Consider the following 22,925-nt stretch of genomic DNA (forward strand, 5'->3'; position numbering starts at 1 on the left):
CCAAGCACAGAGAGGTTTTCAAAATGCAGAACATCAAATCCGGTCTTGCCATCGCCACCGCCGCCGCTGCGCTGTTTGCACTGGGCGCCGCCCCTCTGACGGCGGTCGCCGCTGAAGACGGCGGCGTCAAATGCGTGGGCGGAAACAGCTGCAAGGGCTCGTCGGAATGCAAGACCGCCAAGAATGAATGCAAGGGCCAGAACGGCTGCAAGGGCATGGGCTGGACGAAGACCAAGACGGCCGAGGAATGCACCAAGGCCGGCGGCAAGGTCGCCAAGTCGTAATCGGCAGGGGCCGGTTGCGACAACCGGCCCCGCCTCCCTTCCGCCCCCTTCCACCCCCCTTGGCCCGGAGCATTGCGTGAATCAGCCCCTTGCAGGATTCGGACTCGGCCTGCGGGTCGAGCACTACGGCGACTTCGTCGAGACGCGGCCCGCGGTGGATTGGCTCGAAGTCATCTCCGAAAACTACATGGTGCCGGGCGGCAAGCCCCTGCATTACCTGGACCGCATCCGGCGCGATTACCCGATGGTGATGCACGGCGTATCGCTATCAATCGGCTCGACCGATCCGCTCGACCGCACTTACCTTGAAGCGCTCAAGGCGCTGGCGGACCGGGTTCAGCCGGCCTGGATCTCTGACCACCTGTGCTGGACGGGCGTTGATCACCAGAACCTGCATGACCTGCTGCCAATGCCCTACACCGAGGCGGCCCTGCGCCACCTGTGCGACCGCATCCAACAGGTTCAGGAAGCGCTCGGGCGGCAGATCCTGCTGGAAAACGTTTCAAGCTACATCGGCTACGCGCAGGACGAGATCCCCGAATGGGAATTCGTGGCCGAGGTGGCAAAGCGGGCAGACTGCCTGCTCCTGCTGGACGTGAACAACGTCTACGTCAGCAGCGTGAACCATGGGTTTGACCCCCACCGTTACATCAGTGCAATGCCGCGCACGCGCGTGAGGCAAATCCACCTTGCCGGCCACGAAAACCACGGCAGCTACCTGATCGACACCCATGACCACCCGGTCTGCGACCCGGTATGGGCGCTCTACGACTACACCTTGCAGGCCCTCGGCACGGTGCCCACGATGATCGAGCGCGACGCTCACATCCCGCCGCTTGATCAACTGCTGGCGGAGCTCGATCGCGCGCGCGCCATCGCAGCGCGGCATGCAAACGTGCGGGATGCAGCATGAGCGCGCTGGGCGACCTGCAACGCGGCCTGCGCGACGCGCTGATGACGGGGGATTGCCCTGCTGCGCTGATCACCGGGGGCGCCGGCGACACCGCGCAGCGCTTCGCGATCTACGCCCATGCCTATCGCGCCCGCCTGATCAGCGCACTGCGCGACAACTACCCGGTGCTGTGGGCAGTGCTGGGCGACGAAGCCTTCGACACGCTGGCAAGTGGCTACCTCGCAACCTACCCTTCACGGCAGGCGTCGATCCGCTGGTTTGGCGCGCAGCTGCATGAGTACGTGAGCGCCAAGCCTGAGCACCTGCCGCATCCCGCGATTGCCGACCTGATCCGCATGGAGTGGGCATTGCGGGCGGCCTTCGATGCCGCCAACGAACTCCCGCTCATGCCAGCCGCGCTTGCGACCCTCGCGCCGGAAGACTGGCCCGCGCTGCGCCTGCGCGCGCACGCCTCGGTTTCACTCTTGCAGATGGGCTGGGCGGTGGAGCCACTCTGGCATGCGATCGAGCAGGATCCGGAGGGCGACACCGCAGCGCCCGAAGCCAGCCCGCACGCGCTGCTCATCTGGCGTAACGGCCTTGAAACCCGTTTTCGCACACTCGACTCGCCCTCCGCCGCTTTCCTGACGGCGCTGATTGCAGGCGAGCCCTTCGCCGCCGCATGCGAGGCCTGCGCCGCCCACTTGCCCGATGCAGGCAAAAGCAGCGAAGTCGTCGCTGGCGCCCTGCAACAGTTCATCCAGGACGGCATCTTCAGCGCCGCTCCCGCCTTCTAAGCAGCACCACCAGCACACCGCTGCAAGCCTTGTGGCACAAGGGCTTACCCCCTTTGCGCGAAGGCAAATCTGCCTACGAATCCGCTTGAAACGCGGCGGGAAAGCCCTAGATTTGAATCAGGAGAGCGGGCCACTGCCCGGCCCGATGACTCCGCGAACCCTATGGAGGACATCATGGCCAATCTGATCAAACGCGATCCGCTTGACGATTTCTTCCGTGGCTTCCTCGTACGCCCGGTTGATTTCGCCCAGGATGCCGACGCGCCAAGCATCAAGCTCGACGTCAAGGAATCGGCGGAAAACTACACCGTTCATGCCGAACTGCCGGGCATGAAAAAGGACGATATCCATGTCCATGTCGACGGTCCGATCGTCTCGATCACCGCTGAACGCAAGGAAGAAAAAGAAGTGAAAGAGGGCGAAAAGCTGCTGCGTACCGAACGTTACTTTGGCAAGGTCAGCCGCAGCTTCCAGCTTGCAAGTGAAGTGGATGACGCGCGCGCCACCGCGCGTTTCACCGACGGCGTGCTTGAACTGACGCTGCCAAAGAAAGCCACCACACAATCTCGCAGGCTCACGATCAACTGACTTGGTGAGCAGCGTTGAACGGCGGAACGCGAAAGCCTTCCGCCGTTTTCGTTTGCGCTAAACTCGCGGGGTTTTGAAGCCTCCCCTCTGGAACCGCCATGTCCGATCTCGAATCACTCGCCCCCGCCCTGAAGGCCAGCGTTCTCGCCGAGGCACTGCCTTACATCAAACGCTTCTTCGACAGGACCATCGTCATCAAGTACGGCGGCAACGCCATGACCGATCCGATGCTCAAAGACTGCTTCGCACGCGATGTAGTGCTGCTCAAACTGGTTGGCATGAATCCGGTGGTGGTGCACGGTGGCGGACCGCAAATCGATGATCTGCTCAAGCGCATCGGCAAGCAGGGCCAGTTCATCCAGGGCATGCGCGTCACCGACGAAGAAACCATGGACGTGGTGGAAATGGTGCTCGGCGGCCATGTGAACAAGGAAATCGTCAACCTGATCAACCGCCACGGCGGCAAGGCCGTGGGCCTGACCGGGCAGGACGGCAACTTCATCCGCGCCCGCAAGCTGCTGATGCCGAACAAGGACAAGCCCGAAGAGATGATCGACATCGGCCTGGTCGGCGAGATCACCTCGATCGACCCCAGCCTGATCAGCTTCCTCGACCAGGGCGACTTCATCCCGGTAATCGCCCCGATCGGTGTCGGCGAAGAAGGCGAAACCTACAACATCAACGCTGACGTTGTAGCCGGCAAGCTGGCCGAGATCCTCAAGGCAGAAAAGCTGGTGCTGCTGACCAACACCCCCGGCGTGCTCGACAAGGACGGCAATCTGCTCACCGGCATCACCCCGCGAGAGATCGACGAGATGGTCGCCGACGGCACCCTCTCGGGCGGCATGCTGCCGAAGATCCACTCCGCGCTGGAAGCCGCGCGCAACGGCGTGCGCTCGGTGCATATCATCGACGGCCGAGTCGAACACTGCCTACTGCTCGAAATCCTCACCGACCACGGCGTCGGGACGATGATCAAGAGCCACTGATCACCTTTGCCGGAACAAAAAAGGCCGCATCAGGTGCGGCCTTATTTTCTGCTGTGATGCGCTGACAGTCATTTTCACTGCGCTTTGACGGCCTCGCTCTGATTCGCGCCATCGAGCACCGGCGCCGATTGCGCGCTGGCAGGCTCGGCAGCCTTCGTTTTCGGCGGCAAGTCCTTCCAGATGCCCGCCCGCTTGAGCTTTTCACGCAAGCCCGGCAAGGGGTAATTGAGTGCATAGGCCATATGCGCGTACTTCAGGGAATCGTCGTAACGCTTCAGGTCAAAAAAGGCCAAACCCAGGTTGTAGTAAAGATTAGGATCCTCCGTTGCAGCCTTCTCGGCCTCCTGCAGCAATTTGATCGCCTCATCCCGTCTCCCTACCTTCAGCGTGTAAATCCCCCAGAGCATCTTCACCACCGCATCATCGGGTCTAAAGCGCGCTCCCCGCTCAAACCAGCAATCAATGGTGTAGCGGGAGCCCCGTGGCTTGCTCGTCTTCTCCTTGAACGACAAATTCATCATCGCAAGCAGCGCGCGGTGATGATTTGGAAAGGCACGCAACGTGTAGTCGATGTCTGCACCCGGGTTGACGCCGGTCTTTCCGCGCTTCAGCGTCTCGACTTCAGGCGTAAAGTGGGCCCCTTCCACCATACGGATCGGTAGGCCAAGCGCAGTGCGGCTACCTGCATTCTCGACCCGGTAATCGAACGGGCCGAAGTTGTTCGACAGCCCGCCGCACAGGAACCTCTCCTCTTGTGCACGCGCTGGCAGAACCACGGCGCCAAATAGCGCAAAGACGGCAGCCCATCGGACCACCGCACGAAACGCGCTTACTGATAATGCGACTCTCGTCATTATTTCATCCGCCCATTCAGCAGAAAACGAAGTGCACCGATACGCGCTATCAGAAAATGATGCGCAAGCACCGTTAGCGAAAACGTAAACGTGCAGACAAACAGGAACTTGATCCAGGCTGGCAAGCCAAGGTGCATGACCGCCAAGCCCAAGGCAATCACACACACATGGTGAAGCAAATAGATCGAGTAGCTCGCCGCCACGACAAGCCCGAGGCTTCGACTGCCATTCCTGAACAATACTTGGCAGAGCCGCAATACCGCGGCAATCAAGACCCAGACGATCAAGATATTTGCAGAATTTTTCAACTCTCCCTCCATGCCATTAAGTCTTGGTAACAAAACCTCCAGCATCGGCCCTAGGATTGCAGCAAATATTATTGCTGGGATTGGCACTGAGTAATATTTCTGCCGCAACGACGGGAGGTTGAACATCAAAAATCCGGCGATGAAATATGGCAAACCGTTAGCCAAACGGAATAGCGTCGTCAACCCCATCAGGTCGAAATATCCTAATCCACTAACTCTGACAAGCAGCGATATTCCCATTGAAAAAACTGTCAGGAACAGCATCAGAAAGAACCAATGCACAGCTCCAAGGTAACGAAAAACAGCGCTGAATAGCATGCCATCAAACGCCACTTTGACAAGCCCGATAGATGGGAGCATCACGGCGAGATCGACGAGAAACCACAAATGATATAGCGGGGTGAGCTGTCCCCAAGGCGTAAGTGCCGTCCAGTCACCGCCCGCCATAACAAACTCCTGAACTCGATTGATGACCACCCAGGTAAACAGCAGTGGCACGCCAAGTCTCAAATATCGGTCCTTGAGGGTCCGTACGAAACCCACCTTGGCATACGTTAGCCCACAAAAAAAACCGGACAGCCAGAAGAATCCTGGAACCCGAAATATATGAATGAAGGCCACCAACCAGTTGAACGCCGCATTTGACTCGGAATCCTTAACCAACCAGCCGGAACCCACCGCGTAGATGTTGCCTGTGTGCAACACAATTCCCAGCACCAACAAGGTGGCTCTAGCAGCATCCAGGGACCACTCACGCTGGCTACGCTGATTCATTGCATTCTCGTTCTTTTCTCTGTTCCAGGCTGCCTTCGAGCGCTCCCCTTAATGCTTCGGCAAGCCTCGAATATCCTTTGGCAGACAAATGAATGCCGTCATCTTCGAGCAAAGTCTCACGCTCACCTTCAGACATCTGCAACGCAGTGGGGTGCGGCACGAACTTGCACGACGGACGCTCCTTACACACAGACACAAGCTCCAGGTTCATGTGTTGAACGAGAGCCCTGACGCGGCCGTCGCACAACGACTCACTTTTCTTGCGCGAAGGAATCTGAACACCAACGAGCAAAAGCGGTGCGGCGCCTTGATCTAGCGCTACCAAAGCTCGCAGATTGTCGGCGCTCGGCGTTCTGCAATTCAACACGATGTCGTTGAAACCGGCATTGATGACGATGGCCGAAGCCGATTTCAGCGATCGATACGATTTCGCGCGCGCAATTAGGCTCGCCAATCGTTCGCCACCAACGCTTAAGCTCAACCCGTCGGGAACGACGAGCGAATGATCGAATCCCTGAAAGGTGCTTGTGCCGATAAAAACGACACGCCTCGATCCGCTCGCACCATCCAGACGTCTCAGGTGTCCCAGCATCGCGGCCTCGAATATCTCTTGCGTATTGACGCTCGTGCTTTTGAGAACGCCCAAATAGAATCCCAACATGAGCGACAGTGCCATTCCGCAGGCAGTCGCGGCGACAAACACAGGGGGTTTCAAGAGAATTTTCACGTTCGCTGAATCCTCGCACGCCACGCGGCCCTTACCGCACGTCGCACCTTAGCCTGCAATATCTGAATTCAGCCATGCCACGGTCGACTCTTCGACCGCCGTACGCCACTTGCGCGACGAGAACGTGTGATTCGCATCGCTAAGCTTGAGCCAAGTTACCCGACAGGCGGCCAAGCCCTCGGCGAGCTTTCCGTCGCGGGCCGCAAGCTCGAATTCCGCGGCGGTGAGATCGTTTCCGGAAAGCCCCAACAGCACAGGACCATGAAATCTCAGCAGACTTGCGCCGACGCGCTCCGGCAATTGCGCGTTTGACATATCAATCGGATCTCCGGGGCGAGCACAACGGGCCGCTCGAAGGTTTCTGGCAAAGTCGGACAAGCGAGTGCGAATATCGACCCGGCCGGAAATAAGCTTGCCCCAAAAGTCTGCGGAAAAAAGCCGACCGCCGTAGTAACTCTTGACCAAGGCTGCGGCCTCACCGGATTGGGTTCTGACCCACGGATTGAGCAGCACCAAACCACAGACATCTGAACACGACTCAGCGAAAAAACTAGCTGCCGTTGCACCATCGCAAAGCCCCCAGAGCACCACCCGTTCTACGCTTGGCACCCGTCCTTTGAAATCCGCGATCGCCGCGGCAATGTCGTCCGATACCCCCTCAAAGTCCCTTTGGGTACCTGCCGCATCACCCATTCCGCGGTAATCAAAGCGCAAACACGCGAACCCGGCCTTTGCCAATGCGCGAGCCAGCAGCACGAACTGCCGATGGGAACCCACGCGGGTCTGCGGACCGCCAACCACTACGACAACACCAACGCTCGCCGGGCGCCCGTCAGGAAGCGACAGGATCGCCGGCATCGCGTCGCCGCGGCAGTCGATCAGGAATGTCTGTTCCTTCATGCGCGCGCGAGCCCGGTCAGTTTTTCAATCATTTCGAGGCAAATTCCCGGCAAAGCGGGCACGGCCTCGATTTCCTGTGTTTGCCAGAATGCCGGCCCACGAAGCATTACCGACTCCACTTGTCTGCCCGGATGTTCGCGCAGCCGTCCGAGCGCACGCTCAGCCACCGGCGAAAAGGCCCCCTCTGCGGACCCAACTTCGATCCAGCCAATGCCGGCGACACCCGCACCCAGTTCGAATTCCGCCGCGTCCATCCCTTGCGCCAAGGCGGGCGATAAACCATAGCCAGCGATTTCAACCGTCTCCCCGCGCGCCAAGCGTTCGCGCAACTCGCGGGTATCGATCCTGGCAGTCGCGTCCTGGCCCAACTCTGCCGCCGCGCCCAAGCGCAAGAACTGCGTCAGGGCCTGTTTTCCGGATGTCACCGGATTGATCGCAACCACCGCATCTGCCACCAAGCCGGCACGCACGGCGTCCGCAGCGAGCAATGCGCCCAGCCGAAGCCCACACACAACCAGTGGTAGCGAGGGCTCATCTGCAGTGGCGGCGAACAAGGCAACTTCGTCCACCCACGCCTGCCAGCTTGCCTCGGAAAAATCCCCGGCGCTGTCTCCGGTACCCAAGTAGTCACCAAGCGCCACCAGCCAACCGGCTTCCGCCGCAGCACGGGCTATTTCCGCCAGCATGCGACGCGATTTGTTGGCCTCTTCGGCGAAGGGTTGCAGCAACACAAGCCGCCCCCGCGGGGCTCCTGTTGCGGGCGAGAAGCGCATGACGAAACGATCACCTCCGGCTGCGCTGACAAACTCCGGAGTACAGGTGACGGACACTGTGATCAGGCGAGCTTCGCGTCGACCAACGAGGCAAGGCTGCCGAAGCTTGCAAACGCCGCACCGTCGATTTCGTCGTCGTCAAACACCAGCCCGAAACGCTCTTCGATAGCACCGATCACGCCGACAACCGCCATCGAATCGAGTTCAGGCAGAGCGCCCAACAGGGCGGTTGTGTCGGTAAAGTTCGCGGCACGACCACCCAGACTCAGCAGTTCATCGAGAATCGCGGCCAGTTCCTTGCGAGTATCCAAAGCATTCCCCAATAAATCGAAGTGACGCAGGCGCCAAGGACTTAACGGCAACCCGCACAGAGAGGCCCGTATTATAGGGACGAGGGGGACTGTCCCTCGTGACAAACTGCCAAGCGACGCCGCCACAATGCCCACCCCCCTCAGCTCAGTGCCGGTGCCCCGGCTACCGGTGCTTTCCTGGCCGTATTTTTTTGATCGACGTTCCTGCTCCTTGCCGGCCGTGACGAATGCTGCTTCGGTCACGCCGACCACCAGCGGGCGAGCGGCAATCGCCCTGGCGCTTCGCACCTTGGGCTGCAAGCATGGCGACCGCGTTCTGGTGCCGACCTATCACTGCCCGACAATGGTTGCCCCCATTGTGGCGCTGGGCGGAGAGCCGGTTTTCTATCCGATCGACGAAGCGGGCAGCCCACAACTGAGCACCCTGGAGGCGCAACTCAAGCACGGCGCGATTGCCGTCATCGTGCCGCACTACTTCGGCCTGCCGCGCCCGATGCGAGCGATCCGCACACTCTGTGATCGCTATGGCGCCGCATTAATTGAAGACTGCGCCCATGCGTTCTTCGGACGAATCGAAGGGCGAACAATTGGCGCTTGGGGCGACTTCGCGATCGCCAGCCTGACCAAGTTTTTCCCGGTGACGGAGGGTGGCTGCCTGATTCAGAACCGGCCTCACCCAGCCCTACTTAAACTCGGTGCTCGTGGCTTTTCGGACAGCATCAAGGTCATCGCAGATGCCATCGAGCTTGGGGTCATTCACCAGCGGATAAGGGGCCTGAACCTGATCCTGGGGCCGCTTTACCGCGCCAAGTACAAATTGCGCGGGCAAGCCTTGCGGACCCAGGCCCCACCGCCTCCGACTCCGGATCTTGATGCTTCAGTTAAGCAGGCGAAGTTCGACTTCGCTGCCGACGCCCTGCCATTCCGACGCATTGCCTCATCCGCTTGGCGCTTGGTAAAGCTGGGAGGCGCGGGCCGCATCGTTGCAAGGCGACAATCCCGTTTCAACTGGCTTGCCGAGCGCCTTGCGCGCCTGCAAGGTGCCCGGCCACTGTGCACCAATGCCGGTGACAACGCCGCGCCTTACGTTTTTCCGCTGTGGGTGGACGATCCCGAACGCGTTTATCAGAAGATCCGCCTGAGCGGCGTTCCGGTTTTTCGCTGGGACGATCGCTGGCCCGGCACACCAAGCCTGCCTGGGGATGTGGGCGGCACCTGGTCACACCACGTGTTCCAGATCGGCTGTCACCAGGATCTGACCTCGTCTGATCTGAGCTGGATCGCCGATACACTTGAATCAATCATCGACGGCAAACAGGGATGAAGCGGCGCGGCGTATTGATGATCGCGTTTCATTTTCCGCCGCACTCGGGCAGCAGCGGTATCCAGCGAACGCTGCGCTTCGCGCAACGGCTCCCGGCGCATGGCTGGGAGCCAATCGTCCTGACGGCATCAAACTGGTCCTACGAACACACCAGCCCTGCCTTGCTCGGTGACATCCCGCCGACGACGCCGGTCTATCGCGCCTGGGCCTTCGATGCCAAGCGCCATCTTTCACTGCGCGGGCACTACCTGGGTGCGCTTGCTCGCCCGGATCGATGGCGCAGCTGGTGGCTACCGGCGGTCATCCACGGCTTGCTTGCAATCCGGAAACACAAGCCGGACGTGATCTGGAGCACCTTTCCGATCGCGAGCGCGCACCGCATTGCAGCAACGCTGTCACGCCTCACAGGCCTACCCTGGGTCGCCGACCTGCGCGATCCGATGGCCCACGATGGCTATCCGCGAGAGCAGGCAATGTGGGATGCCTACGCCAAGGTCGAACGGCGGGTTTTCTCCAGCGCCACAGCCATCGTCACCGTCACCGAGGGATGCGCCGCGTACTATGCTGCGCGCTACCCGGATGCGGCATCGCGCATCCATGTGATTAAAAACGCCCACGATCCCGAGGCCACGCCAATACCTGCGAGGCGCGCCCTGCCTCGCGACGACAAGGCCCCCCTCACGCTGCTGCACAGCGGCATCGTCTATCCGTGGGAACGTGATCCAAGGGCGCTGCTGGGGGCCGTTGGTGCGCTACTCGCGAAGAAGCCAGAGCTAGCCAGGCAGCTGCGTATCGTGTTCAGGGCGCCGGGGGATGAAGCCTGGCTCAGCGCCGAAATTGCAGCGGCGGGGGTGGGTGCGGTCGTATCGGTCGCACCGGCGATCCCGTTTCGTGAAGCGGTGGCCGAGATGCTTGATGCGTCAGTGCTGCTGATCCTGCAGGCTGGCAACTGCAACCTGCAGATTCCCGCAAAACTCTACGAATACGCGCACACCGGGCGGCCAGTGCTGACCCTCTCTGATCCATCGGGAGAAACCTGGAAAGAATCCCAACGACTCGGACTGGGCCCCTGCGCACCGCTTGACGACGCAAGGGCGATTGAGGGCGCACTGATCAACTTGCTCACACGGCCTTTGCCCGAAGTTTCTCCGGCTGCCAATGAAGACTATGTCGCCCGAACTGGGGCTCTGGCAGCACTACTCGACGCCCTCTAACGCTTGAATCGGCAATAGTTCCTGGGCATCGGGGCTTGCGCCGCCTAACATGCGCGGTCTTCAAATCAGGCAGGCAGAACGATGACAATCACATGGGAAATCCGTCCGGGCTCGGCGCTCGAAGCCGCAGCACAGGAGTGGGACACACTATGTGCGGATATCGGAGCCATGCCTTTCCTTGAGACGCGATTTCTGCTCCCGCTGCTGAAGCATTTCGGCTCAGGCAAGGAACAGCTTTGTCTTGCCAGGGACAAGGGTGTTCTGATTGCCGCGGCCTTGCTTGCCCCCACCGCTTGGGCACGCTGGGAGACGTTTCAGCCTTCACAGTTGCCGCTCGGCCCGTGGATCCAGCAACAGTCGGTCAGCCTCGAAACGCTGTTGGGCGGGTTGATCCAACGCCTGCCCGGCTTTGCGCTGACACTCGGGGCGACCCAGCTGGATCCGATCTTCACGCCGCAGCCAGAAGACTCGCGCCAGCTGAACTCGATCCCGTATATCGACACCGCGTGGGTCGACATCGCCGAACCCTTCGATGCTTACTGGTCCCGCCGCGGCAAGAATCTGCGGACCAATGTACGTAAGCAGCGCACCAAACTGGAAGAGGACGGCACGGTGCTGACGCTCGACATCCTCACTGATCGCGGAAGTGTAGAGGCGGCCATCCGGGAGTATGGTCGTCTTGAAGCCACTGGCTGGAAAGCTGAAGCGGGCACTGCCGTCACCCTCGGCACCCCACAGGGCGACTTCTACCGCGACATGCTTGAGGCGTTCTGCGAACAGGGTCGCGGCGAAATCTGGCGCTATCGCTTCGGTGATGCCGTCGTCGCGATGGATCTGAGCATCCGCTCGCCCGACACACTCGTCGTCCTGAAGACCGCCTTCGATGCCGCGCAAAAGGCTGTATCTCCGGCGACGCTGCTGCACCATGATGCATTCCGTTCGGTATTCGAACGGGGGACAATACGTCGGATAGAGTTCTACGGGCGCGTCATGGAATGGCATACCCGCTGGACGGAATCGCAAAGAACGCTTTATCACACAACCAGATGGCGCTGGAGCGCCTTGGTCCACGCAAAACAGCTTCTCGCCGGCATCTCTCGCTCGCGTCAAACCACGACCAGCACCAGTGTGCCTAACCATGAAGTCCCACTCAGCACCAATGCTGACGCACGTTAAGTGGCAGTTGTTTCAGCTGCTCGAACGCCTCACGGCCAAGGGCGAGAAGCAAGCGCCCGCTCAGTTGCCGGACGTGAAGCCGGCACTGTGGATATTTGTCTCAACAGTCGGCGAGCTCAACGCAATCGGGCCACTCATTCACCATTTGACTGCGCGGCTTCCTGCTCTGCACTTGGTTCTGCTGACTGATCGCAAGATCTACCGCCATGCATACCTTGCTCAGTACCCGGAAGCGGATGTCGTCGAAATCGGCGTCGATAACGCAACCGCCGCAGTGCTGGCTGCCGCGCGACCTCCGCGGCTTTTTGTTGTCGCCGAAATTCCGTGTTTACCGGCGGACGCGCCCTGTCGGCTGCCCTTTGGCTACCTGTGGCACGCGCACACCTGCGGTGCAAAACTGGCCGTCGTCAACGGCTGGCTATACGGGTACGCGCCCTCCTGTCGCATCGACAAGATCGAGCGCGCGTTGCTAACTTCGAGCTACCTTCGGCTATTTGACGTCCTGTGCGTCCAAACTGACGACATCGCACACCAATTGGTTGCCGCGGGCGCCATTCCCAACTCTGTGCATGTCACCGGAAATATCAAATTTGACGCTCTGCACCCGAGCAACCCGCCCGGACGACAAGTACAGAGCCCGGTCGCGCTAGCTTCCATCGAAAAGTGCAGGCGCACCGTCGTTGTGGCTGGATGCGTTACCAGCGACGACGAACGTGAGCTTGTCCTGGACGCGTTTCTTGAGATCCAGACTCGGCGCCCCGACGCGCTCCTGGTTCTCGCTCCGCGTCACCCGGAGAACCAAGAAGTAATGCGCAGCATTGCCGCTTCATTGCAAGCGCGTGCGCTCAGCTATCGTAGCCACAGAGACTCGGGTGATCAGCCGGTCGCCCAACAAACCAAGGTTCTCATACTCGATACCATCGGCGAACTGCGCGATTTTTATGCACACGCAAGCGTCGCGCATGTCGGGCGAGACCACAACATCCTGGAGCCTTTGGCATTCAGCAAGCCGATTACGGTCTTGGGCGACTGGAGCAAGACCTACCCCAGCTTCCCGGTTCTTCAGCTTTGCATCGAACATCAACTCGTTGCTGTGTGCGACACGGCGACCGATCTGCATACGACTTGGTTGCAGTCACTGAGCGCCGGTGACACCCAATCGGGCGCAGGCCTCATCTCCGCCCAAGGGGCAACAGAGCGTTGTCTTCGTGCCATCGAATCTGCGTTTGGAAGTAGAGCCTGATGACATCGATTAGACGGGCTGCGTTTCTGTCCTTGGCGCAGCGCTACGTCGCTTTTGTCATTCAACTGGCGACCTCAATCGTTCTCGCTCGCCTGCTTTCTCCGTCGGAAACCGGTGTGTTTTCCCTCGCCGCTGCGATCGTCTCTATCGCCCAACTATTGCGGGATTTTGGCATTGGCGAGTACGTCGTCCAAGAGAAAGACATGTCGAGAGAACGGCTGCGCTCGGTCTTGGGTGTTTCGCTTGCTATTGCATGGGCAATTGCAGCCGCCTTGTTCGCATCGGCCGGCTATATCGCTGATTACTACCATGAAGCCGGTGTCCGCACGGTCGTTCATATTCTCGCGCTGAATTTCGTTTTACTACCGATCGGCACAACAACCTTTGCCGTTCTCACAAAAGAGCTGGCATTCAAAGAAATATTCTACGTACAGACAAGCAGTACGCTGATCGGAGCAGCGGCAGCAATTCTTCTTGCATTTCAAGGACATAGCTACCTAAGCCTCGCCTGGTCATCGGTCTTTAGTTCCGTGACTACGGTCCTGGTGCTCGCCATAGTGAGGCCAGCGGAGACATTCATGCTGCCGCGCTTCAGCGGTCTGCGTGAAATCGGGATCTTCGGCGGCACGGTGACCCTGGGCCGTTTTCTTGATCAACTCTGCCGTCGAGCACCCGATATGTTCATTGCCCAGGGCCTAGGCTTTCATGCCGTCGGTATCAACAGCAAAGCCACATCGCTGCTCGACACATTCCAGGATTTCTTCGTCTCAGGAATTAGTCGCGTGGCGACACCCGCGTTTGCTCAAACCCGCCACGCCAATGGCGACTCGGTAGAAAGCTACATCAAGGCGATCCGCACCCTGGCAATCTTCCCGTTCGTATTCTTCCTGCTGCTTGCGCTATTAGCCGAACCCCTCGTCCTGGCCTTGTTCGGCAAGGCTTGGCTGGAAGCAGTGCCGCTTCTGAGGATTGGAGCGATTGGCGGCATCATGGCCGCCCCCTACTTCCTTGGCCCGCCGCTGCTCACGGCACACGGACATGTCAAAGACATTCTGAAGATTCAAGTCATCGGCGGCATAGTGTTTCTTGGCGCGCTCTATTTCGCGGCATCGCACAGTCTGGTCGCAGTGGCAGCAACCGGCGTCGCCGGGAGTCTGGTGCGCATCGCCATGATCCATGGTGCGCTCCATCGCAATTTCGGCATGCGCATCGGTCAGCTTTTTTCGGCATGCCGCACCAACGTGCTGATTGCGGTTCTGACTGGTTTGCTGACGGCACCGGTGTTGCTCGTCTACAACGGCACCGTCGTTAGCGCATTGGCAGCCTTGCTGGCCGCCGCCGCCGCATCGATCTTTGCGCTCACTCTTGGCATCTTCGCCCTTGATCATCCGCTGGCCGCAGAGGTACGGATATTCTGGCGGAATCGCGTCCGCTTTTCCTGAATTGTTCGGCAAACCTGATACGAAAACGATGCGCGCAGCCTGGTATGTCCCCGAGGTAAACGAACGTCGAGCCGGCTTACGGTATCGCTGCACCTATCCGATAGCAGCCCTGCAGCGTCGCGGTATCAATGCGGCGCTGTTTGATGAAAAAAACGCCGAACTTTACGATGCAGTCACTTTTGACGCATGGACACTTTTTCCGACAGTCACAAGCGAGGTGGCCGCTGAGCGCGCGTTGGCCTTGGCCGAAAGGCTCAAGGCAAATGGAACACGCATCATCCTCGACAACTGCGACAACCAGTTTTCAGGATCACCCGACCAGAACTGGCGTGACGCCTGCAACCGCCTGCGAAGACTCGCCAACCAAGCGAACACAGTAATCACCTGCTCGGACGAACTCGCCAGTGTGATGCAGGCGGAGTGTGGCCTTACGCGCACGCCACTGGTCATCGGAGATCCAATCGAAACCCGCATCCGATATACAAGTGACAGCCTGCTTCGTTCAATCGCGAGTCCGGGCCGCAAATTGAGCTGGTTTCGCTACATCAGACACCGCGCCCAAATCACCATCGAGCGTTCGCAGGGTATCTCGCCACTGGTCTGGTTTGGCGGACACGGCAACTCGTTCTCAGAGGGCGGCATGCTGGATCTCAAGCGTGTCGTGCCCATCCTGAGTGCGATGAGCCAGGAACACCCGGTTTCCTTAACAGTGATCAGCAACAACCGCAGCAAATTCGAATCACACTTTTCAGATTTGCCTTTCTCGACTCACTACATCGAGTGGGATCGCGTCAACTTTCTCGCAATGCTACGCCTTCACGCGATATCACTCATCCCGATTGCGCTTAACGAATTCACGCGTTGCAAGAGTGCGAATCGCTTGACGCTATCGCTTTATCACGGCCTGAACGTCGTAGCAGACGCGATCCCAAGCTATCGCGATTTTGCGAATGTTTGCGCGCTTGATGACTGGCACGGAGGCTTGCGCAAATACCTCGCCAATCCTGGTTTGAGAAATCGGCACAAAGCCGACGGCAAAGCTCTTGCGTTGGCAAAGTTCGATATTGATCGTATTGCAGATGCGTGGGTAGCCGCATTGAACCATGCCAGCCCATCCGCACGGGAGCGGCAATGACGCGCAAATCGGCAATCGCATTATTTACCGAGCACTACAATGCGACCCACTACATCAACTTCGTTGCACCCTTTGTTTTCGGCCATGACCAACCCCAATTACTGGCGAGATCCGCCGGCGAGGTCAATGCAATCAGCAACGATCTAATGATCGAAGAACTGAGGCGCGAGATAAAGGATCACGGCGTCATTGCGGCAGTATTCAGCCGTTTTGTCACCCCGGGTGCTGAAACGATCATTTCGTTCTACCAGAGCCACTCAATACCCACCTACTTTCATTTGGACGATTGGCTATTTGGCTTGCCTGACGACTTGGGGGAGCCGTATCGCTCGCGCTATGGTGTGCAATACGGAGAACAGCTAGAGGCGATCTTGAATCAGGTCGACGTCGTGCTGTGCTCGTCACGCCATCTCAGCACGTTGATTGAGCGCCGTATTCCCGGCAAGATCGTGCGTACGCTAACAGGCGTTTGCTATCAATCCCAACCAAGCGGGCAAGCATCGCTGAAAGCCCGCGCGAGCAGGGCAAAGCGGAAGCTGACGCAATGGGGCCAGATCACGATCGGCTATGCCGGGTCGAGTTCGCACGCACGCGACATGCAACTCGTTCTGCCGGCAATCGAAAGATTGCTGGAGGAGCGATCCAATTTGCGCTTCCAGACCTTCGGCATACCGATGCCGGACGCTCTCCAACAGCGATGGGGACCGCGGGTCAGCAGCATCGGTTACACCCGCGACTACCCCGCATACCTTCAGGCACTCTATGAACTAGGCTGGGATATCGGCCTGAGTCCGCTGATCGATGACGAATTCAACCGCTGCAAGACAGCGACGAAATTGATTGAGTACACCAGTTGCGGTATCGCGTCGCTATGTTCGGACGTAGAACCGTACCGGACAGCATTGGGGAAGCACAATACGGAGCAGTTGATTACGCCCACGGGTTGGTACGATGCACTTCAGCACTGGATCGACCACCCGACCACTCGGCAGACGGCGCTCAGAAATGCCCGATTGGGGGCAGAAAATCGCGGCGCATACGTTGCCGGACAGACACTCATCAAAGCCCTAGAGCCGCAAGCCCGCTCATGAGTGGGTCGAAGGCCCGACCAGATAGATTCCGAGCAAGAGAGGAAGGACCGTGACGCTCGTCAGCATCTGTATACCGACCTATAACGGAGCACGCTATCTGGAAGCGAGTATTCAGAGTGCCTTGAACCAAAGCTACCGTGATCTGGAAATTCTGATTGTCGACGACTGCTCCAAAGACGAAACTGTCGATGTAGCGAAACGGTTTGCCGCGCGCGACAAGCGAGTGCGGTTCGTTCAAAACAAGCGCAATCTCGGACTCGTTGGCAATTGGAACCGGTGTATCGAATTGGCGACTGGAGCGTGGATCAAGTTTCTCTTCCAAGACGATCTGCTGCAAGCTGAATGCGTTCAGCTCATGCTGGACGAAGCGGAGCGTCAATCTGCGCTATTCGTCGCCTGCGACCGAGAGTTTCTGTTTGAGGCTTCGACCGACGATTCCCTGCGAGCGATCTACGCCCGCAACCGCAGTGTCATCAACGCGTTTTTGGGCCCCAATCGAGGCGCTTCACCAGAAGCCTACGCGCAGAGGATTCTCCGACGGATCAATAACAACTACGTTGGCGAGCCCACCAGTACGCTGATCCACCGCGACGTCTTTCAACAACTTGGCCTGTTCGACAGTGAGTGTATTCAGCTTTGCGACCTCGAGTTCTGGTCGCGCGCAGCCAGCCACTACGGCATTGCATTTGTGCCACAAGCGCTGACGACCTTCCGGGTTCATTCTTCAGCAACGTCCGCGGTGAACCGGACTGCCCACTCATTCAGGTCTGTCGGCCTTGAAGGTTTGATCCTGATAGATGCTTACCTCGAAAAAGAGGTCTATGCACACCTGCGGGAACTATGGACGACTTTGGGTTCTTTGGCACGGGTCCTGATTGAGCGGCATCACCGGGCGAACGAGGTTTGGGAGTATGTTCGTCACGCCCGGAAGTCAAGTACGGAGGGGCGGGTTATTCGCGGCGAATATGAGGTCTTTTTGGCGCGGCATCCACGCTGCAGGGTCTCCCGATCCGACCACCTAAAGTGGCTCGCGCGTTCGCTGCCACTTCGGTACAAGTTCCGGCTTGGCCAAGCACTCAATCCATTGCTACCAAGAGCCTTCAAGCGGGAGGGCTCCCGGCCACTGTAGTTACCCAGCACCCGCGACAGCGGCCTGATGCGCTGTCGGTGTCGCGGCTACACCGAGTTCATAAGAACTCAATTAGCTGAAGAGCCATTTTTGATGCCTCAGACTTCATCTGAATACGATTAGAACGAACGCGGGGCAAATAGCAAATGGATGTACGACACATATTCTCAATAGAGCCCAAAAGGCTTCGCTGGGGCTCCGTAGATATTCTGGGTAAGGAAACGACAGTTGAATTCAATGCAAGCAGCTAGGGCGTCCAAGCCTAGTTTGTTAATTGCTGGCGCCAATCTCAATCGGTGACTCATATGACCGCTACGTCCCATCTTCTCCATGAGCTGATCGCAAACAGCGCCGAGAACACGCCATTGAGTGTGGCTTTGAGTGCCACGAGTGGCAGCCACGACTACGCAGCGCTGCACGAGGCCGTATTGAACTTTGCTGCCGCCTGCATGGAAGTTCGTCTCGATAGAGGCTCACGCGTTGCGATCTATCTCGACAAGCGCTCAGAGTTTGTCGTCAGTGCGTTTGGCGCTGCCGCGGCGGGCTGCGTATTCGTGCCGATCAATCCGCTGCTCAAGGCCGAGCAGGTCGCCTACATCCTGCGAGACTGCAATGTCCGACTCTTGGTCACCTCGCCTGAGCGCCATGCACTGCTACGCAATAGCCTGGAAATGTGCCCGGACCTCAAACACGTGGTTCTGACTGACAGCGGGGAGACCGAAGAGGGTGCGAATCGTTACGCCGAGCACGGCTGGTCGGCACTCGCCAGCGTGCCGATACGCACCGGGCATCGCATCACCGACTCAGACATGGCAGCAATCCTGTACACCTCCGGCAGCACCGGGCGGCCGAAAGGCGTCGTGCTGTCACACCGGAACATGGTCGCCGGTGCCAAGAGCGTTGCCAGCTATCTGAAGAACACTGCCGACGACACCTTGCTGGCCGCCCTGCCGCTGTCCTTTGATGCCGGGTTTTCACAGCTGACGACTGGGTTTCATGTTGGCGCCCGCGTCGTGCTGCTGAACTACCTGATGCCGCGCGACGTGATCAAGGCGCTTGAGCGCGAGAAGGTCACCGGCCTGACCGCCGTGCCGCCGCTGTGGATTCAGCTCACGCAACTTGACTGGCCCGAGTCGATCCGTAGTCATCTGCGTTACTTCGCCAACACCGGCGGGCGAATGCCACTCGAAACGCTCAAGGCGCTGCGCAGCCGCGTCCCAGCCGCGAAACCCTTCTTGATGTACGGCCTCACTGAGGCTTTCCGCGCAACCTACCTGCCGCCCGAAGAGGTGGATCGCCGGCCTGATTCGATCGGGAAGTCGATCCCGAATTCAGAGGTGATGGTGCTGCGCGAAGACGGGTCTCCCTGTGCGCCCAATGAACCGGGCGAGCTGGTTCAACGCGGCGCGCTCGTGGCAATGGGCTACTGGAATGATGTCGAGAAGACCGCCGAGCGCTTCAAGCCCTTGCCGGCTGGTGTAGCGGGACGCGAAGCCGGCATCGTGATTCCCGAGATCGCCGTCTACTCGGGGGATACGGTGAAGATGGACGAAGAGGGCTTCCTCTACTTCATCGGGCGCCGCGATGAAATGATCAAGACTTCGGGCTATCGCGTCAGCCCGACCGAGGTGGAAGAAGCGATCTACGGCACGCAACTCGTCGCCGAATGCGCGGCATTCGGGGTGGAGCACCCCAGTCTGGGGCAAGCGATCGTCCTCGTTGCGACGCCACCGGGCGATGCGCCGATCGACCGCAATGCGCTGCTCGCGGCCTGCAAGGCCCGTTTGCCCGCCTGGCAGGTGCCCGCACATATTGATCTGCGTGATGGCGCGCTGCCACGCAACCCGAACGGCAAGATCGACCGCAAGACACTCTCTGCCGAGTTCACCACCCTTTTCACCGAAGCCGCAAAATGAGCGAAACCCGCGCCGCGCCCCGCCATGCCGCGATGAACCAGTTCTCCGTCGTAGACGGCGAACTGGCAATCGGCGGCATGCCCCTTTCAAGATTGGCAGCCCGCGTTGGCCAGACGCCCTTCTATGCCTATTGCCGCCGTGCGCTGACGGGCCGCGTGGCAGAGCTGCGCGCGGCACTGCCACCTGGCGTGCAACTTCACTACGCAATGAAGGCCAACCCGATGCCGGCGCTCGTCGGCTTCATGGCCGGGCAAGTGGACGGGCTCGATGTCGCATCGGGGCGCGAGTTGCGGGTCGCGCTCGACAGCGGCATGGCGCCCGCCGAAATCAGCCTCGCAGGCCCAGGCAAGAGCGAAGCGGAGCTTGAACAGGCCGTGGCGGCAGGCGTGCTGCTGAACGTGGAATCGGCGCGTGAAGTCCGTTTGTTGGCCGACATCTCCGACCGCACCGGCTGGTCTGCGCGGGTGGCCGTGCGGATCAACCCGGATTTCGAACTCAAGAGCTCCGGCATGAAGATGGGCGGCGGCCCCAAGCAATTTGGCGTCGACGCTGAATTGGTGCCCGCCCTGCTCGCCGAAATTGGAGAACTCGGGCTGGCCTTCGAAGGATTCCATCTCTACGCGGGCTCGCAGAATCTGCGCGCCGAAGCCATTGTGGAAGCGCAGCGCAAGAGTTTCGATCTGTGCATCCGGCTCGCCGATGCCGCGCCATCACCGGTGAAAACCTTCAACCTCGGCGGCGGCTTCGGAATTCCGTATTTCCCCGGCGAGAACCGGCTCGACCTGGCGCCGGTCGGCGCCAACCTCGCACAGCTTCAGGCCGAAGCAAGCACGCGTGCGCCGGGATCGGCGCTCGTGATCGAACTGGGGCGTTACCTCGTGGGTGAAGCCGGCATCTATGTCTGCAAGGTCGTCGACCGCAAAGTCTCTCGCGGGCACACCTTTCTGGTGACCGACGGCGGCATGCATCACCACCTCGCAGCTTCCGGCAACTTCGGCCAAGTGATCCGCAAGAACTACCCGGTTGCGATCGGCAACCGCATGGATTCGATGGAGCACGAGACCGTCTCCGCAGTGGGGCCGCTCTGCACCCCGCTCGATCTGCTCGCCGACAAGATGGAACTGCCCACGGCAAAAGAGGGCGACCTGCTCGTCGTGTTCCAGTCCGGCGCGTATGGCATGAGCGCCAGCCCGCGCGATTTCCTTTCACACCCGCAACCGCTTGAGGTTTTGGTATGAGCGCGCGCGAGAACCGGCTTGTCTGCCGCTTCGAACCGGCCCAGCTTGATCCGTCGCAGAATTTTGACGAAGTCACAAGCGGCCGGATCGAGCTTGAGCGCGCCGGAATCCGATTGCTTGCGGATGGCCCGGACGTGCGGATTGCCTGCAAGCCCCGGCTACTCGTCGTCCTGATCGGGTTTCCTTACGGACGCGACGCCGCACTGGACGCCGCGCTCAACGCGCACGGACCGGCAGCGCTGACAGAGCACCTGAAGACCGACCCGGCCGCCCTTGGCAACCAACTGGGCGGTCGCTTCGCGCTGCTGTGGATTGATCTTGATGCAGGGCGAATCGCGTGCATGACCGATCGCTTCTCGACCCGCGCCCTGTGCTGGTCGGCGGATGCCGGCGCGCTTTCGGTCGCCTCGCGCGCCGACCTGGTGCCTGTCGCCGAACGCCGTGTCGATCCCCAGGCAATCTACGATTTCCTGTACTTCCACATGATTCCGGCGCCGCGCACCATCTTTGCCACGGTGAACCGGCTCGAACCCGGGCATCTGCTGGCCTGTGGGCGCAGTGGCATCTCAGATCAGGCGTGGTGGCAACCGCGCTTCGCCCAGCACGCAACGGATGACCTTGAGGGGCTCAAAGCGCAGTTCCGCGGCGCGATCCGTCGCGCGGTGTCACGCGAAGTCGGCCAGGGTGGCCGCGTCGCCGCGTTTCTTTCCGGCGGCACCGACAGCTCGACAGTGATCGGGATGCTGCGCGATGTCGGCGGCGACTCGCCCCGCGGGTACTCGATCGGCTTTGACACCGATGGCTATGACGAGATGTCCTACGCGCGCATTGCCGCGAAAGCCTTTGGCGTCGACCACCGCGAGCACTATGTGACGGCCCAGGATCTCGTGCGCAATGTTCCGGCAGTGGCCGCGCACTATGACCAGCCCTTCGGCAACTCCTCCGCATTGCCCGCCTATTGCCTGGGGCTGCTTGCGCGATCGGACGGTTTCGATCGTTTGCTTGCGGGCGATGGCGGCGACGAACTCTTTGGCGGCAACTCGCGCTATGCCAAGCAAAAGGTGTTCGAGCTCTACCACGCGGTGCCCGGCGCGCTACGCAGCACGCTGATCGAGCCGCTGACTGCCGCCGCATGGGCGCGCAAGCTGCCCGGTCTGCGCAAGGCAAGCAGTTATGTGGAGCAGGCGTGCATGTCGCCATTGGCACGCACCGAACAGTACAACCTGCTGCAACGGCTCGGGCGAGAGTCGGTGCTGACCAGCGCGTTCTCGGCACACGTTGATGCCGAAGCGCCGCTGCGCTTGCGTCGCCAGGTCTGGGACGGGGTGCGCGCCGACACGGTGCTCGATCGGGAGCTGGGCTTCGACTGGCGCTTCACGCTTGCCGACAACGACTTGCCCAAGGTCATCGGGACGACCGCGCTGGCGGGGCTGGATGTCGGCTTCCCTTTGCTGAGCGAAGAACTGATCGACCTCTCGCTCACCCTGCCGGACAATCTGAAGCTCAGGGGCTTCAAGCTGCGCTGGTTCTTCAAGGAAGCCTTGAAGGACTTCCTGCCACGCGAAATCCTTGAGAAAAAGAAGCACGGCTTCGGTTTGCCCTTTGGCCATTGGGCGCTGACGGATCCCGCGCTCAAGGCGCTATCGGAGGACTCGGTGCACGGTCTGGTCGCACGCGGCATCCTTCGCGAGGACTTCGTTCGCGCGCTCTTTGCAAGCCACTTGCCAGCCCACCCGGGCTACTACGGTGAAATGGTGTGGATCAGCATGATGCTGGAGCAGTGGCTTCGCGCCAACGCGCCGGAGACGAGGTTCTAGGCG

Annotated in this window: 22 protein-coding genes; 16 read left to right on the forward strand and 6 right to left on the reverse strand. The window is 60.0% G+C overall.

Annotated elements, in window-relative coordinates; genetic code table 11:
• Positions 1-23: 23 nt before the first annotated feature.
• The 5 genes from OPU71_RS12030 (at position 24) to argB (ending at position 3,550) form a co-directional block, all read left to right on the forward strand.
• Positions 24-284: a hypothetical protein gene (locus OPU71_RS12030; protein WP_267728220.1), complete on the forward strand. Its 261-nt coding sequence runs from the start codon at positions 24-26 to the stop codon at positions 282-284.
• Positions 285-360: 76 nt separating this feature from the next.
• Positions 361-1,197 carry a DUF692 domain-containing protein gene (locus OPU71_RS12035; RefSeq protein ID WP_267728221.1) on the forward strand — a complete coding sequence of 279 codons (837 nt, stop codon included), beginning with the start codon at positions 361-363 and terminating at the stop codon, positions 1,195-1,197.
• Complete coding sequence (locus OPU71_RS12040) at positions 1,194-1,973, forward strand: DNA-binding domain-containing protein (RefSeq protein WP_267728222.1); 780 nt, start codon at positions 1,194-1,196, stop codon at positions 1,971-1,973. Before OPU71_RS12035 ends, OPU71_RS12040 begins: the two co-directional genes overlap by 4 nt.
• A gap of 174 nt (positions 1,974-2,147) precedes the next feature.
• Entirely contained in the window at positions 2,148-2,561 is a 414-nt protein-coding gene (locus OPU71_RS12045) for an Hsp20/alpha crystallin family protein (protein WP_267728223.1), read from the forward strand.
• A 98-nt stretch (positions 2,562-2,659) separates the two neighbouring features.
• A complete protein-coding gene (gene argB / locus OPU71_RS12050; RefSeq protein WP_267728224.1) occupies positions 2,660-3,550 on the forward strand; it encodes an acetylglutamate kinase in 891 nt (296 codons plus the stop codon).
• A 74-nt stretch (positions 3,551-3,624) separates the two neighbouring features.
• Here argB and OPU71_RS12055 read toward each other — a convergent pair whose 3' ends face one another.
• Genes OPU71_RS12055 through OPU71_RS21235 form a run of 6 tightly spaced genes read right to left on the reverse strand, consistent with a single transcriptional unit; the run spans position 3,625 to position 8,497 of the window.
• Positions 3,625-4,404 carry a hypothetical protein gene (locus OPU71_RS12055; RefSeq protein WP_267728225.1) on the reverse strand — a complete coding sequence of 260 codons (780 nt, stop codon included), beginning with the start codon at positions 4,402-4,404 and terminating at the stop codon, positions 3,625-3,627.
• Positions 4,404-5,486, reverse strand: coding sequence for an acyltransferase family protein (locus tag OPU71_RS12060; RefSeq protein ID WP_267728226.1), 1,083 nt, complete (start codon positions 5,484-5,486; stop codon positions 4,404-4,406). The genes OPU71_RS12055 and OPU71_RS12060 overlap by 1 nt, the downstream gene beginning before the upstream one ends.
• Positions 5,473-6,213 carry an SGNH/GDSL hydrolase family protein gene (locus tag OPU71_RS12065; RefSeq protein ID WP_267728227.1) on the reverse strand — a complete coding sequence of 247 codons (741 nt, stop codon included), beginning with the start codon at positions 6,211-6,213 and terminating at the stop codon, positions 5,473-5,475. Before OPU71_RS12065 ends, OPU71_RS12060 begins: the two co-directional genes overlap by 14 nt.
• Before the next feature lie 48 nt (positions 6,214-6,261).
• Positions 6,262-7,113 carry a hydrolase 1, exosortase A system-associated gene (locus tag OPU71_RS12070; protein WP_267728228.1) on the reverse strand — a complete coding sequence of 284 codons (852 nt, stop codon included), beginning with the start codon at positions 7,111-7,113 and terminating at the stop codon, positions 6,262-6,264.
• On the reverse strand, positions 7,110-7,943 hold the full coding sequence (locus OPU71_RS12075) for a hydrolase 2, exosortase A system-associated (RefSeq protein ID WP_267728229.1): 834 nt from the start codon (positions 7,941-7,943) through the stop codon (positions 7,110-7,112). The genes OPU71_RS12070 and OPU71_RS12075 overlap by 4 nt, the downstream gene beginning before the upstream one ends.
• Positions 7,944-7,948: 5 nt before the next feature.
• Positions 7,949-8,497 (reverse strand): acyl carrier protein, encoded by a 549-nt coding sequence (locus tag OPU71_RS21235; protein WP_324256060.1) that lies wholly within the window; start codon positions 8,495-8,497, stop codon positions 7,949-7,951.
• On the opposite strand from OPU71_RS21235, the gene OPU71_RS12085 reads away from it, so the two are divergent.
• From OPU71_RS12085 to OPU71_RS12135, 11 genes are all read left to right on the forward strand, one after another.
• Positions 8,418-9,521: a DegT/DnrJ/EryC1/StrS family aminotransferase gene (locus OPU71_RS12085; RefSeq protein WP_324256059.1), complete on the forward strand. Its 1,104-nt coding sequence runs from the start codon at positions 8,418-8,420 to the stop codon at positions 9,519-9,521. The genes OPU71_RS21235 and OPU71_RS12085 overlap by 80 nt on opposite strands.
• Before the next feature lie 17 nt (positions 9,522-9,538).
• Positions 9,539-10,735, forward strand: a complete 1,197-nt coding sequence (locus OPU71_RS12090; protein WP_267728232.1) for a glycosyltransferase — start codon at positions 9,539-9,541, stop codon at positions 10,733-10,735.
• Between the two features lie 81 nt (positions 10,736-10,816).
• Positions 10,817-11,911 (forward strand): GNAT family N-acetyltransferase, encoded by a 1,095-nt coding sequence (locus OPU71_RS12095; RefSeq protein ID WP_267728233.1) that lies wholly within the window; start codon positions 10,817-10,819, stop codon positions 11,909-11,911.
• On the forward strand, positions 11,895-13,154 hold the full coding sequence (locus OPU71_RS12100) for a 3-deoxy-D-manno-octulosonic acid transferase (protein ID WP_267728234.1): 1,260 nt from the start codon (positions 11,895-11,897) through the stop codon (positions 13,152-13,154). The genes OPU71_RS12095 and OPU71_RS12100 overlap by 17 nt, the downstream gene beginning before the upstream one ends.
• Positions 13,154-14,596 (forward strand): oligosaccharide flippase family protein, encoded by a 1,443-nt coding sequence (locus OPU71_RS12105; protein WP_267728235.1) that lies wholly within the window; start codon positions 13,154-13,156, stop codon positions 14,594-14,596. The genes OPU71_RS12100 and OPU71_RS12105 overlap by 1 nt, the downstream gene beginning before the upstream one ends.
• Positions 14,535-15,731, forward strand: a complete 1,197-nt coding sequence (locus OPU71_RS12110; RefSeq protein ID WP_267728236.1) for a glycosyltransferase — start codon at positions 14,535-14,537, stop codon at positions 15,729-15,731. The genes OPU71_RS12105 and OPU71_RS12110 overlap by 62 nt, the downstream gene beginning before the upstream one ends.
• Complete coding sequence (locus tag OPU71_RS12115) at positions 15,728-16,822, forward strand: hypothetical protein (RefSeq protein WP_267728237.1); 1,095 nt, start codon at positions 15,728-15,730, stop codon at positions 16,820-16,822. The genes OPU71_RS12110 and OPU71_RS12115 overlap by 4 nt, the downstream gene beginning before the upstream one ends.
• Positions 16,823-16,871: 49 nt before the next feature.
• Positions 16,872-17,951: a glycosyltransferase family 2 protein gene (locus OPU71_RS12120; RefSeq protein WP_267728238.1), complete on the forward strand. Its 1,080-nt coding sequence runs from the start codon at positions 16,872-16,874 to the stop codon at positions 17,949-17,951.
• Positions 17,952-18,256: 305 nt separating this feature from the next.
• Positions 18,257-19,867 (forward strand): acyl-CoA ligase (AMP-forming), exosortase A system-associated, encoded by a 1,611-nt coding sequence (locus OPU71_RS12125; protein ID WP_267728239.1) that lies wholly within the window; start codon positions 18,257-18,259, stop codon positions 19,865-19,867.
• A complete protein-coding gene (locus OPU71_RS12130) occupies positions 19,864-21,105 on the forward strand; it encodes a pyridoxal-dependent decarboxylase, exosortase A system-associated (protein ID WP_267728240.1) in 1,242 nt (413 codons plus the stop codon). Before OPU71_RS12125 ends, OPU71_RS12130 begins: the two co-directional genes overlap by 4 nt.
• Positions 21,102-22,922 carry an asparagine synthetase B family protein gene (locus tag OPU71_RS12135; RefSeq protein WP_267728241.1) on the forward strand — a complete coding sequence of 607 codons (1,821 nt, stop codon included), beginning with the start codon at positions 21,102-21,104 and terminating at the stop codon, positions 22,920-22,922. The genes OPU71_RS12130 and OPU71_RS12135 overlap by 4 nt, the downstream gene beginning before the upstream one ends.
• The last annotated feature ends 3 nt before the right edge of the window (positions 22,923-22,925 follow it).

Source organism: Niveibacterium sp. 24ML (assembly GCF_026586805.1).
In the GTDB taxonomy this organism is placed as follows: Bacteria; Pseudomonadota; Gammaproteobacteria; order Burkholderiales; family Rhodocyclaceae; genus Niveibacterium.

Bases quoted from the DNA above. Each gene is read 5' to 3' on its own strand.
- OPU71_RS12030 (WP_267728220.1), top strand. From the start codon at position 24: ATGCAGAACATCAAATCCGGTCTTGCCATCGCCACCGCCGCCGCTGCG.
- OPU71_RS12070 (WP_267728228.1), bottom strand. From the start codon at position 7,113: ATGAAGGAACAGACATTCCTGATCGACTGCCGCGGCGACGCGATGCCG.
- OPU71_RS12115 (WP_267728237.1), top strand. From the start codon at position 15,728: ATGACGCGCAAATCGGCAATCGCATTATTTACCGAGCACTACAATGCG.
- OPU71_RS12100 (WP_267728234.1), top strand. From the start codon at position 11,895: ATGCTGACGCACGTTAAGTGGCAGTTGTTTCAGCTGCTCGAACGCCTC.
- OPU71_RS12060 (WP_267728226.1), bottom strand. From the start codon at position 5,486: ATGAATCAGCGTAGCCAGCGTGAGTGGTCCCTGGATGCTGCTAGAGCC.
- OPU71_RS12130 (WP_267728240.1), top strand. From the start codon at position 19,864: ATGAGCGAAACCCGCGCCGCGCCCCGCCATGCCGCGATGAACCAGTTC.
- OPU71_RS12045 (WP_267728223.1), top strand. From the start codon at position 2,148: ATGGCCAATCTGATCAAACGCGATCCGCTTGACGATTTCTTCCGTGGC.
- OPU71_RS12090 (WP_267728232.1), top strand. From the start codon at position 9,539: ATGATCGCGTTTCATTTTCCGCCGCACTCGGGCAGCAGCGGTATCCAG.
- OPU71_RS12040 (WP_267728222.1), top strand. From the start codon at position 1,194: ATGAGCGCGCTGGGCGACCTGCAACGCGGCCTGCGCGACGCGCTGATG.
- OPU71_RS12125 (WP_267728239.1), top strand. From the start codon at position 18,257: ATGACCGCTACGTCCCATCTTCTCCATGAGCTGATCGCAAACAGCGCC.
- OPU71_RS12105 (WP_267728235.1), top strand. From the start codon at position 13,154: ATGACATCGATTAGACGGGCTGCGTTTCTGTCCTTGGCGCAGCGCTAC.
- OPU71_RS12095 (WP_267728233.1), top strand. From the start codon at position 10,817: ATGACAATCACATGGGAAATCCGTCCGGGCTCGGCGCTCGAAGCCGCA.
- argB (WP_267728224.1), top strand. From the start codon at position 2,660: ATGTCCGATCTCGAATCACTCGCCCCCGCCCTGAAGGCCAGCGTTCTC.
- OPU71_RS12055 (WP_267728225.1), bottom strand. From the start codon at position 4,404: ATGACGAGAGTCGCATTATCAGTAAGCGCGTTTCGTGCGGTGGTCCGA.
- OPU71_RS12135 (WP_267728241.1), top strand. From the start codon at position 21,102: ATGAGCGCGCGCGAGAACCGGCTTGTCTGCCGCTTCGAACCGGCCCAG.